13 protein-coding genes are annotated in these 15,178 nt (G+C 60.5%); 4 read left to right on the top strand and 9 right to left on the bottom strand.

From position 1 onward, the window contains the following. The first annotated feature begins 3 nt into the window (after positions 1 to 3). Positions 4 to 891: a GTP cyclohydrolase FolE2 gene (folE2, locus tag BUQ73_RS26335; RefSeq protein ID WP_079230627.1), complete on the top strand. Its 888-nt coding sequence runs from the start codon at positions 4 to 6 to the stop codon at positions 889 to 891. Positions 892 to 894: 3 nt separating this feature from the next. Here folE2 and BUQ73_RS26330 read toward each other — a convergent pair whose 3' ends face one another. Beyond that, positions 895 to 1,422: a DUF3617 domain-containing protein gene (locus BUQ73_RS26330; RefSeq protein WP_079230277.1), complete on the bottom strand. Its 528-nt coding sequence runs from the start codon at positions 1,420 to 1,422 to the stop codon at positions 895 to 897. A 130-nt stretch (positions 1,423 to 1,552) separates the two neighbouring features. On the opposite strand from BUQ73_RS26330, the gene cls reads away from it, so the two are divergent. Further along, a complete protein-coding gene (gene cls / locus BUQ73_RS26325) occupies positions 1,553 to 2,992 on the top strand; it encodes a cardiolipin synthase (protein ID WP_079230276.1) in 1,440 nt (479 codons plus the stop codon). A gap of 48 nt (positions 2,993 to 3,040) precedes the next feature. Here cls and cfaB read toward each other — a convergent pair whose 3' ends face one another. Then, positions 3,041 to 4,225: a C17 cyclopropane fatty acid synthase CfaB gene (cfaB, locus tag BUQ73_RS26320; RefSeq protein WP_079230275.1), complete on the bottom strand. Its 1,185-nt coding sequence runs from the start codon at positions 4,223 to 4,225 to the stop codon at positions 3,041 to 3,043. Positions 4,226 to 4,433: 208 nt separating this feature from the next. On the opposite strand from cfaB, the gene lpdA reads away from it, so the two are divergent. Further along, positions 4,434 to 5,834 (top strand): dihydrolipoyl dehydrogenase, encoded by a 1,401-nt coding sequence (gene lpdA / locus BUQ73_RS26315; protein WP_079230274.1) that lies wholly within the window; start codon positions 4,434 to 4,436, stop codon positions 5,832 to 5,834. A gap of 72 nt (positions 5,835 to 5,906) precedes the next feature. Next, entirely contained in the window at positions 5,907 to 6,815 is a 909-nt protein-coding gene (locus BUQ73_RS26310) for a LysR family transcriptional regulator (protein ID WP_079230273.1), read from the top strand. Here BUQ73_RS26310 and BUQ73_RS26305 read toward each other — a convergent pair. The 7 genes from BUQ73_RS26305 to atpD form a co-directional block, all read right to left on the bottom strand. After that, positions 6,801 to 7,571, bottom strand: a complete 771-nt coding sequence (locus BUQ73_RS26305; protein ID WP_079230272.1) for a substrate-binding domain-containing protein — start codon at positions 7,569 to 7,571, stop codon at positions 6,801 to 6,803. The two genes, BUQ73_RS26310 and BUQ73_RS26305, sit on opposite strands and share 15 nt — an antisense overlap. After that, positions 7,568 to 8,866, bottom strand: a complete 1,299-nt coding sequence (locus BUQ73_RS26300; protein WP_079230271.1) for an MFS transporter — start codon at positions 8,864 to 8,866, stop codon at positions 7,568 to 7,570. The genes BUQ73_RS26305 and BUQ73_RS26300 overlap by 4 nt, the downstream gene beginning before the upstream one ends. A gap of 193 nt (positions 8,867 to 9,059) precedes the next feature. Then, the gene (glmS, locus tag BUQ73_RS26295; RefSeq protein ID WP_079230270.1) at positions 9,060 to 10,895 is read right to left on the bottom strand and encodes a glutamine--fructose-6-phosphate transaminase (isomerizing); all 1,836 of its coding nucleotides are present in this window, start codon (positions 10,893 to 10,895) and stop codon (positions 9,060 to 9,062) included. Between the two features lie 2 nt (positions 10,896 to 10,897). Further along, the gene (locus BUQ73_RS26290; RefSeq protein WP_079230269.1) at positions 10,898 to 11,674 is read right to left on the bottom strand and encodes a DeoR/GlpR family DNA-binding transcription regulator; all 777 of its coding nucleotides are present in this window, start codon (positions 11,672 to 11,674) and stop codon (positions 10,898 to 10,900) included. Positions 11,675 to 11,843: 169 nt separating this feature from the next. Next, complete coding sequence (gene glmU, locus BUQ73_RS26285; protein WP_079230268.1) at positions 11,844 to 13,211, bottom strand: bifunctional UDP-N-acetylglucosamine diphosphorylase/glucosamine-1-phosphate N-acetyltransferase GlmU; 1,368 nt, start codon at positions 13,209 to 13,211, stop codon at positions 11,844 to 11,846. 121 nt (positions 13,212 to 13,332) lie between these two features. Beyond that, positions 13,333 to 13,752, bottom strand: coding sequence for a F0F1 ATP synthase subunit epsilon (locus tag BUQ73_RS26280; protein WP_011536500.1), 420 nt, complete (start codon positions 13,750 to 13,752; stop codon positions 13,333 to 13,335). A 44-nt stretch (positions 13,753 to 13,796) separates the two neighbouring features. Continuing rightward, on the bottom strand, positions 13,797 to 15,173 hold the full coding sequence (atpD, locus tag BUQ73_RS26275) for a F0F1 ATP synthase subunit beta (RefSeq protein WP_012274909.1): 1,377 nt from the start codon (positions 15,171 to 15,173) through the stop codon (positions 13,797 to 13,799). Positions 15,174 to 15,178 lie beyond the last annotated feature (5 nt).

Here is a 15,178-nt window from a genome sequence, read left to right as displayed (position 1 = left end):
CGCATGACTAGCCTGACGCTTCCAGACATTGCCGCACAGCCCCAAGAGCACGCCGCCCCACTTGATTGGGTCGGCATGTGCGGTATCGCCTTGCCCATCTATTTCGACGGCCGTCACGTATCGGCCATGGCTGATGCCGGTGTCAGCTTGGTGGATGGCACTGCGCGGGGTATTCACATGTCTCGCCTCTACCTCGCGCTGGAAGCGCTCGAACAGCAGCCATTGACGCCCTTGGCCATCCGCCGTCTTTTGGCGGACTTCCTCGCAAGCCACGACGGGCTTTCCAATGCGGCTTATATCAACTTGGCTTTCGACTACCTGCTAAAGCGCCCCGCACTGGTCAGTCCACTCGCCGGTTGGAAGCGCTATCCGATAACCCTCGAAGCGAAGATAGAAAATGAAATGTTCCACGTGGAACTATCAGTTAGTGTGCCCTATTCCTCAACTTGCCCCTGTTCGGCAGCGCTGGCCAGGCAACTGATTCAGCAGCAGTTCGAAGCTGATTTTGCAGAAAAGCAGCTGGAGCGCAGTTCGGTACTGGAATGGTTGGGCAGCGGCCATGGCATCGTCGCAACACCCCATAGTCAGCGCAGCCAGGCGCTGATTAACGTGCGCCTTCAAAACAACCTTGCATCGTTACCGATAACCGAGCTGATCGACCGGATTGAAGTCAGCCTGGGTACCGCAGTGCAGACCGCCGTAAAACGTGCAGACGAACAGGCATTCGCCTTGGCCAACGGGCAGAACCTGATGTTCTGTGAAGACGCCGCTCGGCGACTGCATCAGTCGCTACGGCAATTGGAGTGGGCAACTGCCTTCAAGCTGCGCGTGGAACATGCAGAAAGCCTGCACGCCCACGATGCGGTAGCCAGCAGCCAGTGGCAGTGGTGAAGCTCAGGTCCGGGGTTTGACTGTTCCACAGTCGTTACCAAGCCATACGGCCCGGGTGTTCATGCTGCCTTGTTGCTGAACACCCGAAGCATTGAAGGTGCCGTTGACCTGAGTGGTGAATTCCTTGTCGCTGAGGAAAGTCGCCTGGCCAGTACCCTGGGCTTTCGGGCAGCTGAATTGAAACTTCCAGACATTGCCAGAGCGGTCGGTGATCTTCTGTGTGCAGCCGGACTTAGGGTCCTGCAACGGAATATCATTGGTCTGCACCTGTTCAGGCGTCAGGCACGACCGCACGCCGTTGCCGCCGATGGTAACGCCCTGCTTGGCCAACACGCCTTCCATCATGGCTCGCTGTTCCGGCGGCAGGTTCTTCAACTGCCCGAGCATGAACTGCATGTCGGGTAACGGCTTGCCATCGACCTGCATGTTGCTGGTAGTCAGCTCCCACAGGCCAGGTTGCAACATCTGCGCGTGCACCAGTGGGCTGCTCAGGCCCAAGGCCAGAGCCAACAGTGGCAGACGAATCTTCATGAACGAACGCTCCTCGAAAAACCGACCAACTGGCCGGGCTCAGCCTTAGACGCCAAATCCGCTTTCAGGTTGCAAGGCGGACCTGGAACGTGTTCTGTTATCCGCTGTGTATTCGGCAAGCAGGATGCGTATGGATTACCACAGCCCCTACTTCTTCGGCTACGTGCTCGGCCTGATTCACTTGCTTGGCATGATCGCCGCGTTGCATGCAGTGTTCACCGTGCGTACCGCCCAAGGCGCAATCGCCTGGGCCATGTCGCTGTTCTTCATCCCTTACTTCACGCTGATTCCTTACCTGGTTTTTGGTGCGCGATCCTTCTACGCCTACATCCAGGCCCGACGCCAGGCCAACCAGGAAATGCACGTGGCCATGGCCAACCTCAACTGGCGGCCCTGGGTAGAGGAAGCCCTTACCGCCAAAGAGTCGGAAAGCTACGCCGCCTTGCGTGCCATGCCGAAACTCGGGCGAATGCCTTGCCTGGCCAATAACCAAGTGAAGCTGCTGATCAATGGCAAAGCCACCTTCGACGCGATCTTCGCCGCTATCGAGCAGGCACGCGAGACGGTATTGGTGCAGTTCTTCATCATCCATGACGACCACCTTGGCAAGGCCCTGCAGCAACTGCTGCTGCGCAAGGCCGCCGAGGGGGTGAAAGTATTCGTGCTGTATGACCGGGTTGGCAGCCACGCCTTGCCCGCCAGCTACAGCCAGGTGCTGCGTGATGGTGGAGTGCAGATCCACGCCTTTGCCACCCGCCGCGGGTGGTTCAATCGCTTCCAGGTCAACTTCCGCAACCACCGCAAGATCGTCGTGGTCGATGGCCTGCTCGGCTTCATCGGCGGGCACAACGTGGGTGACGAGTACCTAGGCAAGAACCCAATCCTGTCCCCCTGGCGCGATACCCACGTGCAAATCGGCGGGCCGGTACTGGCCTGCCTGCAAGAGTCATTCGCCGAAGACTGGTACTGGGCCACGCGCCAGCTGCCACCGTTGATCCTGCCGGATACCTACCCCGACAATGGCGTACTTTGCCAAGCCCTTGCCAGTGGCCCGGCAGACCCGCAGGAAACCTGTTCGCTGTTCTTCATCGAAGCCATCCAGTCGGCGACCAAGCGGGTATGGATTACCAGCCCTTACTTCATTCCGGATGAAGCGGTGTTCGCCGCCTTGCGCCTGGCTGTGCTGCGCGGGGTGGATGTACGTGTGCTGATCCCATCTCGTCCCGATCACAGAATTGTCTATGCAGCCTCAAGCCTGTTCGCTTTCGAGGCGGTTCGGGCGGGGGTGCGCATGTTCCGCTACCAGCCCGGCTTCCTGCACCAGAAGGTGGTGCTGGTGGATGACGAGGTCAGTGCGATCGGCAGCGCCAACCTGGACAACCGCTCGTTCCGGCTCAATTTCGAAATCACCTTGCTTACGGTGGATCGCCTGTTCGCCGACCAGGTGGAGGCTATGTTGCTGGACGACTTCGAGCAGGCCCGCGAGATCACCGCCGAAGATAGCCGCGATACCCACCGTGTTCAGCAACTGGGGATGCGCATAGCACGGCTGATTTCACCCATTCTGTGAATGAAAAAAGGGGCCACTTTTGCGGCCCCTTCTTCATTCGCAGAACGCTCAACGATAAAGGTCTTCCCGCGTCCAGGGCAGATCATGGTGCCCATCGGCATATGGCTTCACCGCCAGGATCTGATGCAGGTTGATCCAGCCCTTCTGGAACGCATAGGCACAACCGGCCAGGTACAAGCGCCAGATTCGCAGCGTTTTCTCCGGCACCAGCGCCGCCGCCTTGTGCAACTGGTTCTCCAGGTTCTCGCTCCAGTGATGCAGCGTCTTGGCGTAGTGCAGGCGCAGACTCTCGACGTCTACCACCTCCAGCCCCGCCTCACAGATGCTCGCGCTGATCATCGACAGGTGCGGCAATTCACCATGCGGGAACACATAACGGTCGATGAACTCACCTGCCCCACGCCCGACCGGTCGGCCATCGACATGCTTGGCGGTAATCCCATGGTTCATGACCACGCCACCTTCGCGCACTGCACCAAACAGCTTCTGGCAATACAGCGCAAGGTTGGCGTGCCCGACGTGTTCGAACATGCCGACGCTGACGACCTTGTCGAAGCGGCCATCCTGAGGCAGGTCGCGGTAGTCGAGGATCTGCAGGTCGACCTTGTCAGCCAGGCCCTCTGCCTTGACCCGCGCGCGCCCGAGCTTGAGCTGCTCCTTGCTCAGGGTGATGCCGAAGACCTTGGCGCCATATTCGCGCGCAGCGAACCGCGACAACCCACCCCAGCCACACCCCACATCGAGCAGGTAATCACCGGCATCCAGGCGCAGCTTGCGGCACAGGTGATCAAACTTGTCCTGTTGAGCTTGGTCCAGGGTGTTGTCCGGCTCACGGAAATAGGCACAGGAATAGGCCATGTCCTGGTCGAGCCAGAGTTGATAGAACTCATTGGAGACATCGTAGTGGTAGGAAATGGCTTTGGCGTCTGTGCTCTTGTCATGGGACAGACGCTGAGGCGGGGCATCATCCTCGTCGGTCAGCAACGCTTCGCTGAGCTCGTCGCATACACGGATGGCTTCACCGATATCACCTTCCAGTTCCAGCTTGCCCTCCACGAATGCAGTACCAAGCTGGTCCATGCTTGGGTGAGTCAGCTGGCTGATCAGCTGTGGCTCCTTGACCAGGATGGTGACCTGCGGGCTTGGGCCCAGATCGAACTGGTTACCGTCCCACAGTTTAAGCCGCAGCGGCAGATGCAGGCTTTGCAGTGCCGGTGGAAGTTGAGCAAGCATGAACACTCCTCCTATCCCTAAAAGGCCACGACGCCTGATATTTCGAACGTCGCCGGAACAGAGTAGTTCATTGGTGGGATGTTTCCTCTAAACGAGACCAAGGTCTAGAACCAACCGATCTGATGAAAGCATCAGATTGTATACAATCCGCCCTTCTCAGCTTAACCTTATGCCCCTCTCGCGCTTCCTCATCTGGAGTACAAAACCCATGAAATCCTATGACGTGGTGATCATCGGCGGCGGCCCTGGCGGCTACAACGCAGCAATCCGCGCCGGCCAACTGGGCCTGAGCGTGGCCTGCGTGGAAGGCCGCTCGACCCTCGGTGGCACCTGCCTGAACGTTGGTTGCATGCCGTCCAAAGCGTTGCTTCACGCCTCCGAGCTTTATGAAGCCGCCAGCGGCGAGGAGTTCGCCCACCTCGGCATCGAAGTGAAGCCGACGCTCAACCTCGCCCAGATGATGAAACAGAAGGACGAGAGCGTGACTGGCCTGACCAAAGGCATCGAGTACCTGTTCCGCAAGAACAAGGTCGACTGGGTGAAAGGTTGGGGCCGCCTGGATGGCGTCGGCAAGGTCATCGTCAAGGCCGAAGATGGCAGCGAGACCGCGCTGCAGGCCAAGGACATCGTCATCGCCACCGGTTCCGAGCCCACTCCCCTGCCCGGCGTGACCATCGACAACCAGCGCATCATCGACTCCACCGGCGCCCTGGCACTACCACAGGTGCCCAAGCACCTGGTGGTGATCGGTGCGGGTGTCATCGGCCTGGAGCTGGGTTCGGTATGGCGTCGGCTGGGTGCACAGGTCACCGTCATCGAGTACCTCGACCGCATCTGCCCAGGCACCGATGAAGAAACCGCCAAGACCCTGCAAAAGGCCCTGGCCAAGCAAGGCATGGCATTCAAGCTCGGCAGCAAGGTGACCCAGGCTAAGACTGAAGCCGACGGTGTCAGCCTGACGCTCGAGCCGGCCGCCGGCGGCGCCGCAGAAACCCTGCAGGCAGACTACGTGCTGGTCGCCATCGGTCGCCGCCCATATACCAAGGGCCTGAACCTGGAAAGCGTAGGACTGGAAACCGACAAGCGCGGCATGCTGAGCAATGAACACCACCGCACTTCTGTCCCCGGTGTGTGGGTGATCGGCGACGTCACCTCCGGCCCGATGCTGGCGCACAAGGCTGAAGACGAAGCGGTTGCCTGCATCGAGCGCATCGCCGGCAAGCCGCATGAAGTGAACTACAACCTGATCCCCGGCGTGATCTACACCCGCCCGGAACTGGCTACCGTCGGCAAGACCGAAGAGCAACTGAAGGCCGAAGGCCGCGCCTACAAGGTCGGCAAGTTCCCCTTCACCGCCAACAGCCGCGCCAAGATCAACCACGAAACCGAAGGCTTCGCCAAAGTCATCGCCGATGCCAATACCGATGAGGTGCTCGGCGTGCACCTGGTTGGCCCGAGTGTCAGCGAAATGATCGGCGAGTTCTGCGTGGCCATGGAATTTGCCGCCTCGGCTGAAGACATCGCCTTGATCTGCCACCCGCACCCAACCCGTTCCGAAGCCTTGCGCCAGGCAGCGATGAACGTGCACGGCATGGCCATGCAGATCTGATCCATCTGGCTCCGCCGGTTTTTTCGAAATACCATTGATGCACGCTTTCGATCAAACCAGCGGAGCCACCGGTTGAGCATCAACTTCGATCTGAATGACCTGCAAGCCTTCCGCGCAGTCGTCGAGCAAGGCAGTTTCCGCCGCGCCGCCGACACCATTCGCATCACCCAGTCGGCGCTGAGCCGGCGTATCGAAAAACTCGAATCGGCACTGGGCGTGAAGCTGCTCGAACGCACCACGCGCAAGGTGTCGCTGACCAATGTCGGGCGTGCCTTCCTGCCACAGGTAGAGCGGCTGCTCGACGACCTCGACCTGGCCTTGCTCAGCGTTGGTGACGGCGGCTCGCTGCGTACCGGCACCCTGACCATCGCCTGCGTGCCGTCGGCGGCCTACTACTTCATGCCACATGCGATCCGCGCCTTCCATGCGCAGTACCCGAAAGTTCGGATCAGCCTGTACGACGCCTCCGCCAACGAGGTCAGCGCCGCCGTGGCATCCGGCGAAGCGGACTTCGGTCTGAGCTTCACTGGCAACCTCGCCCCTGAAATCGAGTTCAGCGTCTTGCTCGAAGAGCGCTATGTCATCGCCTGCCGCCAGGATCACCCATTGGCCAAGCAGAGCCAGGTGACCTGGGCACAAGCCTACGAACATGACTACATCACTCTGGGCAAATCGTCAGGCAACCGTCTGGTATTGGATCGGGCGTTGGCCGGGATGCCGGTCAGCAAGGAGAGCGTTTGCGAAGCCAGGCATGTGACAACCCTGCTTGGCCTGATCGAAGCGGGCCTGGGTATTGCAGCGGTGCCATCGATCGCGCTGCCGATGACGCCGCATCCGATCCTCGCCAGTGTTGCACTGGTGGAACCTGAAGTCAGCCGCAAGATGGGCCTGCTCAAGCGCCGCGGCCGTACGCTGACGCCTGCGGCGCTTGAGATGGTCAGGTTGATTCGCGAACTGCCCGGCGTATTACCGGGCGACTGAATCCAGCCCGGTGGCACGCACGGCAGGTTGCACGTCGGGCGAAGCGAGGTACTTCAGCAACTGATTCGCCTCGGCCGGGTGCTCGGCGGTTTTCGGGATGCCGGCGGCAAAACGGGTCACCGACTGCAGGCTCTCCGGGATCTTGCCAACGTATGTGACACCCGGCACTGGCAGCAGCTCGGCCACCTGCTGGAAGCCAAGCTGATAAGTGCCCTTGGCTACCTGTGAGGCCACCGGAATGCGCTCAACCATGGTGCTCTTGCCGACGAGCTGGTCCTGGATACCCAGCTTCTTGTAAAGCTCCTTCTCAATGTATACACCGCTGGCGCTGTCCGAGTAGGCCACCGACCGGGCCGCCAGCAACGTCTGCTTCAATTCGTCAGCAGTGCCGATTGCGGGCTTGGCCTGCCCTTCCTTGACCACCAGCCCGATACGCGAGTCTGCCAGTTCGACCCGCGATCCCGGGTCGACTTTGCCCTGACGAATCAGCTCGTCCAACGCATAGCCGACCATGATCACCACATCGGCATGCTCTCCGCGTGCGAGGCGATTGGGGATCGCCTCAGGGGCCTTGCCCATGGATGGCCCCAGCACGGTGACCAGCGTATCGCCGCTCTGCGCCGCATACTGCGGCCCCAGCTGTTTGTAGGCGGCAGTGAAGCCGCCGGAAGTCATTACCGTCAGTTGCGCAGCCTGGGCAAGGCTGCAACCAGCAAGCAAAGAAGCGGCCAACAATCCTTTCAACGAAGCCCTCATGCGGCCACCGCTGCGCGGTGGGCCAGGCGACGGTAGAGCATCCAGGTGGCGACGAATGCACAGAGCGCGGCGAACATCATCCAGTAAGCCGGTGCGGCCTTGTCGTTGGTAACGTGGATCATCCAGGTCGAGATCGCCGGGGTGAAACCGCCGAACAAAGCAGTCGCCAGGCTGTAGGCCAGCGAGAAACCTGCCACACGGACTTCCACTGGCATGATTTCGGTAAGCGCCGGAATCATCGCGCCGTTGTACATGCCATACAGGAACGAGAACCACAGCAGCACTTCAAGCATGTGGCCAAAGGTTGGCGAGTGAGCCAGGTAGGTCAGTGCCGGGTAAGCAGTGATCACAGTCATCAGCGACATGGCCAGCAGCAGCGGCTTGCGCCCGAAACGGTCGCTGAGGGTGCCGCCAATGGGCAGCCAGATGAAGTTCGACACCGCCGTCAGCAAGGTCACCAGCAGTGCATCACCGGTACTCAGTTGCAGCACGGTCTTGCCAAAGGTCGGCGCATACACCGTGATCATGTAGAAGGCGGTGGTGGTCATGGCCACCATCAGCATGCCGAACAGCACCACGCCGGAATTGGCGGCCAACGTAGCCAACACCTGCTTCATGGTAGGGCGATGCTCGCGGGCGGCGAACTCCTCGGTTTCCTGCAAGTTACGACGCAGCAGAAAAATCACCGGGATGATCATGCAGCCCACAGCGAACGGCACGCGCCAGCCCCACTGGGCGATCTCGGCGGCAGACAGCCATTCGTTGAGCGCAAAACCCAGCGCCGCGGCAACGACGATGGCCACCTGCTGGCTGGCGGACTGCCAGCTGGCGTAGAAGCCCTTGTGCCCAGGCGTTGCCATTTCGGCCAGGTATACCGACACACCGCCCAGTTCGGCGCCCGCCGAGAACCCTTGCAACAGGCGCCCGATGAGCACCAGGGCCGGGGCCAGCAAGCCGATGCTGGCGTATCCGGGCACCAGCACGATCAGCAGGGTACCGCTGGCCATGATCGCCAGGGTGACGATCAAGCCTTTGCGCCGGCCCACGTCATCAATGTACGCACCCAAAATCACCGCACCCAGCGGGCGCATGAGGAAGCCTGCGCCGAACACGGCGAAAGTCATCATCAACGAGGCGAATTCATTGGACGCGGGGAAGAAGGCCGCCGCGATGTGCGTGGCGTAGAAACCGAACAGGAAGAAGTCGAACTGTTCGAGGAAGTTTCCGGACGTTACCCGGAAGACCATACCGGCCTTGGACTTGCCCTCGGGCACCGAGCGTGACGGCAGACTCATGGTGGATCTCCAGCGTTTCTTAATAATTGTAAGTGCTTATTTCTGGAATGATCGTCGAAAGCGGCGCTGGAGATAATCGTTCATTTTTCATTAATTGATGCGCCGATGCGATCAATTGGGCGCTTGTTCCGGTCGCACAAATGAAAAAGCCCCGGCTTTGGGCCAGGGCTTGTGTTTTACCGGATGGAAAAACTTACTCTACAGTCACCGACTTCGCCAGGTTACGTGGCTGGTCGACGTCAGTGCCCTTGAGCACTGCCACGTAGTACGACAGCAGCTGCAGCGGAATGGTGTAGAGGATCGGCGCCAGTTCGTCCACGATGTGCGGCACCTTGATCACGTGGGTGCCTTCGCCGTTGCTCATACCGGCATTCTCGTCGGCGAACACCACCAGCTCGCCGCCGCGGGCGCGCACTTCCTGCAGGTTGGACTTGAGCTTCTCCAGCAGTTCGTTGTTCGGCGCTACGGTGACCACGGGCATGTCGTTATCCACCAGCGCCAACGGGCCGTGCTTGAGCTCACCGGCCGGGTAGGCTTCGGCGTGGATGTAAGAGATTTCCTTGAGCTTCAGCGCACCTTCCATGGCCACCGGGTACTGTGCACCACGGCCAAGGAACAGGGTGTGGTGCTTGTCGGCGAACAGCTCGGCGGTTTTCTCCACGGTGCTGTCCATGGCCAGGGCCTCACCCAGGCGTGCAGGCAGGCGGCGCAGTTCTTCCACCAACCCGGCTTCGACGCCAGCTTCGAGGGTGCCGCGCACTTGGCCCAGAGCCAGGGTCAACAGCATCAGCGAGACCAGCTGAGTGGTGAAGGCTTTGGTCGATGCCACGCCGATTTCCGGGCCGGCCAGGGTCAGCAGGGTCAGGTCGGACTCGCGTACCAGCGAGCTGATGCCGACGTTGCAGATGGCCAGGCTACCGAGGAAGCCCAGTTCCTTGGCGTTGCGCAGGGCAGCCAGGGTGTCGGCGGTTTCGCCGGACTGGGAGATCGAGACGAACAGGGTGTCTGGTTGCACCACAACCTTGCGATAACGGAACTCGCTGGCCACTTCAACCTGGCAAGGAATGCCGGCCAGGCTTTCCAGCCAGTAACGGGCAACCATGCCGGCGTGGTAGCTGGTGCCGCAGGCGACGATCTGCACGTTGCGTACTTTGGCGAACAGCTCGGCAGCCTGCGGGCCGAAAGCCTGAACCATCACGTGGTCCTTGCCCAGTCGGCCTTCCAGCGTGCGCTGGACCACGGTCGGCTGCTCATGGATCTCCTTGAGCATGAAGTGGCGATATGCACCCTTGTCGGCGGCTTCCGCACCTTCGTGGTACTGCACGGTTTCACGCTGTACCGGCTGGCCGGCCTGATCCCAGATCTTCACCTGGTCGCGGCGGATCTCGGCGATATCACCCTCCTCCAGGTACATGAAGCGGTCGGTGACCTGGCGCAGTGCCAGTTGGTCCGAGGCGAGGAAGTTTTCCCCATGGCCCAGGCCGATCACCAGCGGGCTGCCGCTGCGCGCAGCTACCAGGCGGTCAGGCTGCTTCACGCTGATCAGCGCCAGGCCATAGGCACCGTGCAGGCGCTTGACTGCGGACTTCAGCGCATCAGAGAGGTCCGGGATGGTTTTCAGCGTGTGATGGATCAGGTGCACGATGACTTCGGTGTCAGTCTGCGAGGTAAACACGTACCCCAGACCTTTCAACTCTTCACGCAGTTCGTCGTGGTTTTCAATGATGCCATTGTGCACCACTGCCACTTCGTTGCTGGAAAAATGCGGGTGGGCATTGCCTTCGGTCGGCGCACCGTGGGTAGCCCAACGGGTGTGGGCGATGCCCAGCTGGCCGCTCAGCGGGTCAGCGGCCACAGCGGCTTCCAGCTCGGCGACCTTGCCGATGCGGCGGCGGCGCTGCAGCTCGCCCTGCTGGGTATAGACGGCCAGGCCGGCACTGTCGTACCCGCGGTACTCAAGACGCTTGAGGCCTTCGATGAGAATGGCAGTGATGTTGCGCTCGGCTACGGCACCAACGATTCCACACATGGTTATTGCTCCTGGCTGATCGCGGCGCAGATCAGGTTGATGCCGCGGGCTTGAATCTGTTCGCGTGCCGCTGCGGGCAAGCGTTCATCTGTAATAAGGGTGTGCACGCTGCCCCAGGGCAGCTCGAGATTGGGGATCTTGCGCCCGACCTTGTCGGACTCGACCATCACGATCACTTCTCGGGCCACTTCGGCCATCACTCGGCTCAGGCCAAGCAGTTCATTGAAAGTCGTGGTGCCGCGCTGCAGGTCGATGCCGTCGGCACCGATGAACAGCTGGTCGAAATCATAAGAGCGCAGTACCTGCTCGGCGACCTGGCCCTGGAATGATTCCGAATGAGGGTCCCAGGTGCCACCAGTCATCAGCAGCACCGGTTCGTGCTCGACTTCACTGATGGCGCGGGCCACATTCAACGAATTGGTCATCACTACCAGACCGGGCTGGCGGCCCAGTTCCGGGATCATGGCGGCGGTAGTGCTGCCGCTGTCGATAATGATCCGCGCATGCTCGCGAATACGCCCAACCGCTGCCCGGGCGATAGCCTTCTTGTAGGCAGAGATCGGTTGCGCGGCTTCACCCAGCATCTCCTGCGGTACCGGCACCGCACCACCGTAGCGGCGCAGCAGCAGGCCGTTGGCCTCAAGCGCAGCAAGATCCTTGCGGATGGTCACTTCCGAGGTTTCGAAACGCTTGGCCAAGGCGTCCACACTCACCTCGCCCTGCTCGCTGAGCATGGCCAGGATGTTGTGACGGCGCTGGGGGGTGTTTCGTTTCGACATGGGCAGATAAGTTTCGATTCGAAAGATAATGGTTGCAATCAAAACCTATCAAGAGCGTCACGTCAAGATGTGGATAAATTTTCCTGACCACGCGCTTCCTGCATGTGGCCAATAAAAAAGCCGACTTATTCACATAAGTCGGCTTTCGATCGAAGCAGCTGTGTATAACTCAGCTCTTCTTGATCTTCTCCGGCCGCTTCCAGCCCGAAATATTGCGCTGGCGCGCACGCGCCACGGCCAGATTACCTGCTTCGACGGTCTGATTGATGGTCGAACCGGCCGCCGTAGTCGCGCCGGCCTTGATTTCCACAGGCGCTACCAGGGAATTGTTGGAGCCAATGAATACGTCCTCACCCATCACGGTCTTGAACTTGTTGGCGCCATCGTAGTTGCAGGTGATGGTACCGGCGCCGATGTTGGTACGTGCACCGATCTCGGCGTCGCCCAGGTAGGTCAGATGGCCGGCCTTGGCGCCTTCACCCAGGTGGGCGTTTTTCAGTTCGACGAAGTTACCCACATGGGCCTTGGCTTCAAGCACGCTGCCTGGGCGCAAGCGGGCGAACGGGCCAGCATCGCTGCCCTCACCCATTACCGCGCCGTCGAGGTGGGTATTGGCCTTGATGATTGCGCCCTTGCGCAGGGTGCTGTCCTTGATTACACAGTTCGGGCCGATTTGCACGTCGTCCTCGATGACCACCTTGCCTTCGAGAATCACGTTGATATCGATCAGCACGTCGCGACCAACGGTCACTTCGCCACGTACATCGAAGCGCGCCGGGTCGCGCAGGGTAACGCCCTGGGCCATCAGCCGGCGGCCTGCGCGAAGCTGGTAGTGGCGCTCGAGTTCCGACAGCTGGCGACGGTCGTTGGCGCCCTGCACTTCCATCGCGTCATGCGGCTGTTCAGTGGCGACCACCAGCCCATCGGCCACGGCCATGGCGATGACGTCAGTGAGGTAGTACTCACCCTGGGCATTGTTGTTCGACAGGCGGCCCATCCAGTCGGCCAGGCGCGTGGCTGGCAGGGCCAGGATGCCGGTGTTGCCTTCGTTGATTGCCTTCTGCGCTTCGCTGGCGTCCTTGTGCTCGACGATAGCCGTCACCTGGCCTTCGCCATTGCGCACGATGCGGCCATACCCGGTCGGGTCCTGCAGGGTCACGGTAAGCAGGCCCAGTTGCTTGTCGCTGACCTTGGCCAGCAGGCGCTGCAGGGTTTCCACTTCGATCAGCGGCACATCGCCATAAAGCACCAGCACCGTGTCGGCAGTGATCGCCGGCAATGCTTGCGCAACGGCATGGCCCGTGCCCAGCTGCTTGTCCTGCATGACGAAATTAAGGTCGTCGGCCGCCAAGCGCTCACGTACCTGCTCGGCACCGTGGCCGATGACCACATGAATGCCTTGTGGCTGAAGCTGGCGCGCACTGTGGATAACGTGGCCGAGCATGGAATTGCCGGCTACCGGGTGCAGCACCTTGGGCAGCGCCGAACGCATGCGGGTGCCTTGGCCGGCGGCGAGAATAACGATATCGAGGGACATTGACTGGCTACCAATCCTGGGCGGTCAGAGACGTGACCTGAGAAGAATTCGGAAAAAGAAAAAGGGTAGCCGAGGCTACCCTTTAACTCAATCGCAACGGAAGCATGCGGCCTGAACCGGATTACTTGCCTTTGCGCAATTGCTGGACGGTACGCAGCTGAGCTGCAGCCTCGGCCAGACGTGCGGCAGCAGCACCGTAGTCGAAGTCCGAGCTTTTCGCGTTCAGGGCGTTCTCAGCAGCCTTGAGGGCTTCCTGAGCCTGAGCTTCGTCCAGGTCGGCAGCGCGCTGCACGGTGTCGGCAAGAACCTTGACCATGTTCGGCTGCACTTCGAGGAAGCCACCGGAGATGTAGAACACCTCACGATCGCCACCTTGCTTGGTCAGCGTGATCGGACCAGGCTTGAGATTGGTGATCAGCGGGGCGTGGCCTGGAGCGATACCAAGATCGCCCAGGTTGCCGTGCGCTACTACCATCTCGACCAGGCCGGAGAAGATTTCCCCTTCCGCGCTGACGATATCGCAATGGACTGTCATAGCCATCTGCTTGCCTCAACCTGATTAGCGCCCCTTGCGGGGCGCCGGGATTACAGTTTCTTGGCTTTCTCGATCGCTTCGTCGATGCTGCCGACCATGTAGAACGCTTGTTCTGGCAGGTGGTCGTAGTCACCTTTGAGGATGCCGCTGAAGCCAGCGATGGTGTCTTTCAGGGAAACGTACTTGCCTGGCGAACCGGTGAAGACTTCGGCCACGAAGAACGGCTGCGACAGGAAGCGCTGGATCTTACGAGCGCGGGCTACCAGTTGCTTGTCGTCTTCGGACAGTTCGTCCATACCCAGGATCGCGATGATGTCCTTCAGCTCTTTGTAGCGCTGCAGAACATACTGAACGCCACGAGCGGTGTCGTAGTGCTCGTTGCCGATCACGTTCGGGTCCAGCTGGCGCGAAGTCGAGTCCAGTGGGTCGACCGCTGGGTAGATACCCAGGGAGGCGATGTCACGGGACAGAACGACGGTGGCGTCCAAGTGGGCGAAGGTGGTCGCTGGCGACGGGTCGGTCAAGTCGTCCGCAGGTACGTATACGGCCTGAACGGAGGTGATCGAACCTTCCTTGGTGGAGGTGATGCGCTCTTGCAGAACGCCCATCTCTTCAGCCAGGGTCGGCTGGTAACCTACTGCCGAAGGCATACGGCCCAGCAGTGCGGATACTTCGGTACCGGCCAGGGTGTAACGATAGATGTTGTCGACGAACAGCAGAACGTCGTTACCTTCGTCACGGAACTTCTCAGCCATGGTCAGGCCGGTCAGCGCTACGCGCAGACGGTTTCCTGGTGGCTCGTTCATCTGACCGTAGACCAGCGCTACCTTGTCGAGAACGTTGGAGTCCTTCATCTCGTGGTAGAAGTCGTTACCCTCACGAGTACGCTCACCCACACCAGCGAACACGGAATAACCGCTGTGTTCCATGGCGATGTTACGGATCAGTTCCATCATGTTAACGGTCTTGCCGACACCGGCACCACCGAACAGACCAACCTTACCACCCTTGGCGAACGGGCAAACCAGGTCGATAACCTTGATGCCGGTTTCCAGCAGGTCGTTGCCGCCTGCCTGGTCAGCGAACGAAGGCGCTGGCTGGTGGATACCGCGACGCTCTTCTTCACCGATCGGGCCGGCTTCGTCGATTGGGTTGCCCAGAACGTCCATGATACGGCCCAGAGTGGCCTTACCAACTGGTACGGAAATGGCAGCACCGGTGTCGACGACATCCAGACCGCGCTTCAGGCCTTCGGTGGAGCCCATCGCAATGGTACGAACCACGCCGTCGCCCAGCTGCTGCTGAACTTCGAGGGTGGTTTCCGCGCCTTGTACTTTCAGCGCGTTGTATACACTCGGCACGACGTCACGTGGGAATTCCACGTCGATGACGGCGCCGATGATTTGAACGATACGTCCGCTACTCATAGCTG

The organism is Pseudomonas putida, assembly GCF_002025705.1.
GTDB lineage: Bacteria > Pseudomonadota > Gammaproteobacteria > Pseudomonadales > Pseudomonadaceae > Aquipseudomonas > Aquipseudomonas putida_J.
The sequence above is the reverse complement of the archived record's forward strand: the minus strand, read 5'-3'. Positions and strand labels throughout refer to the sequence as shown.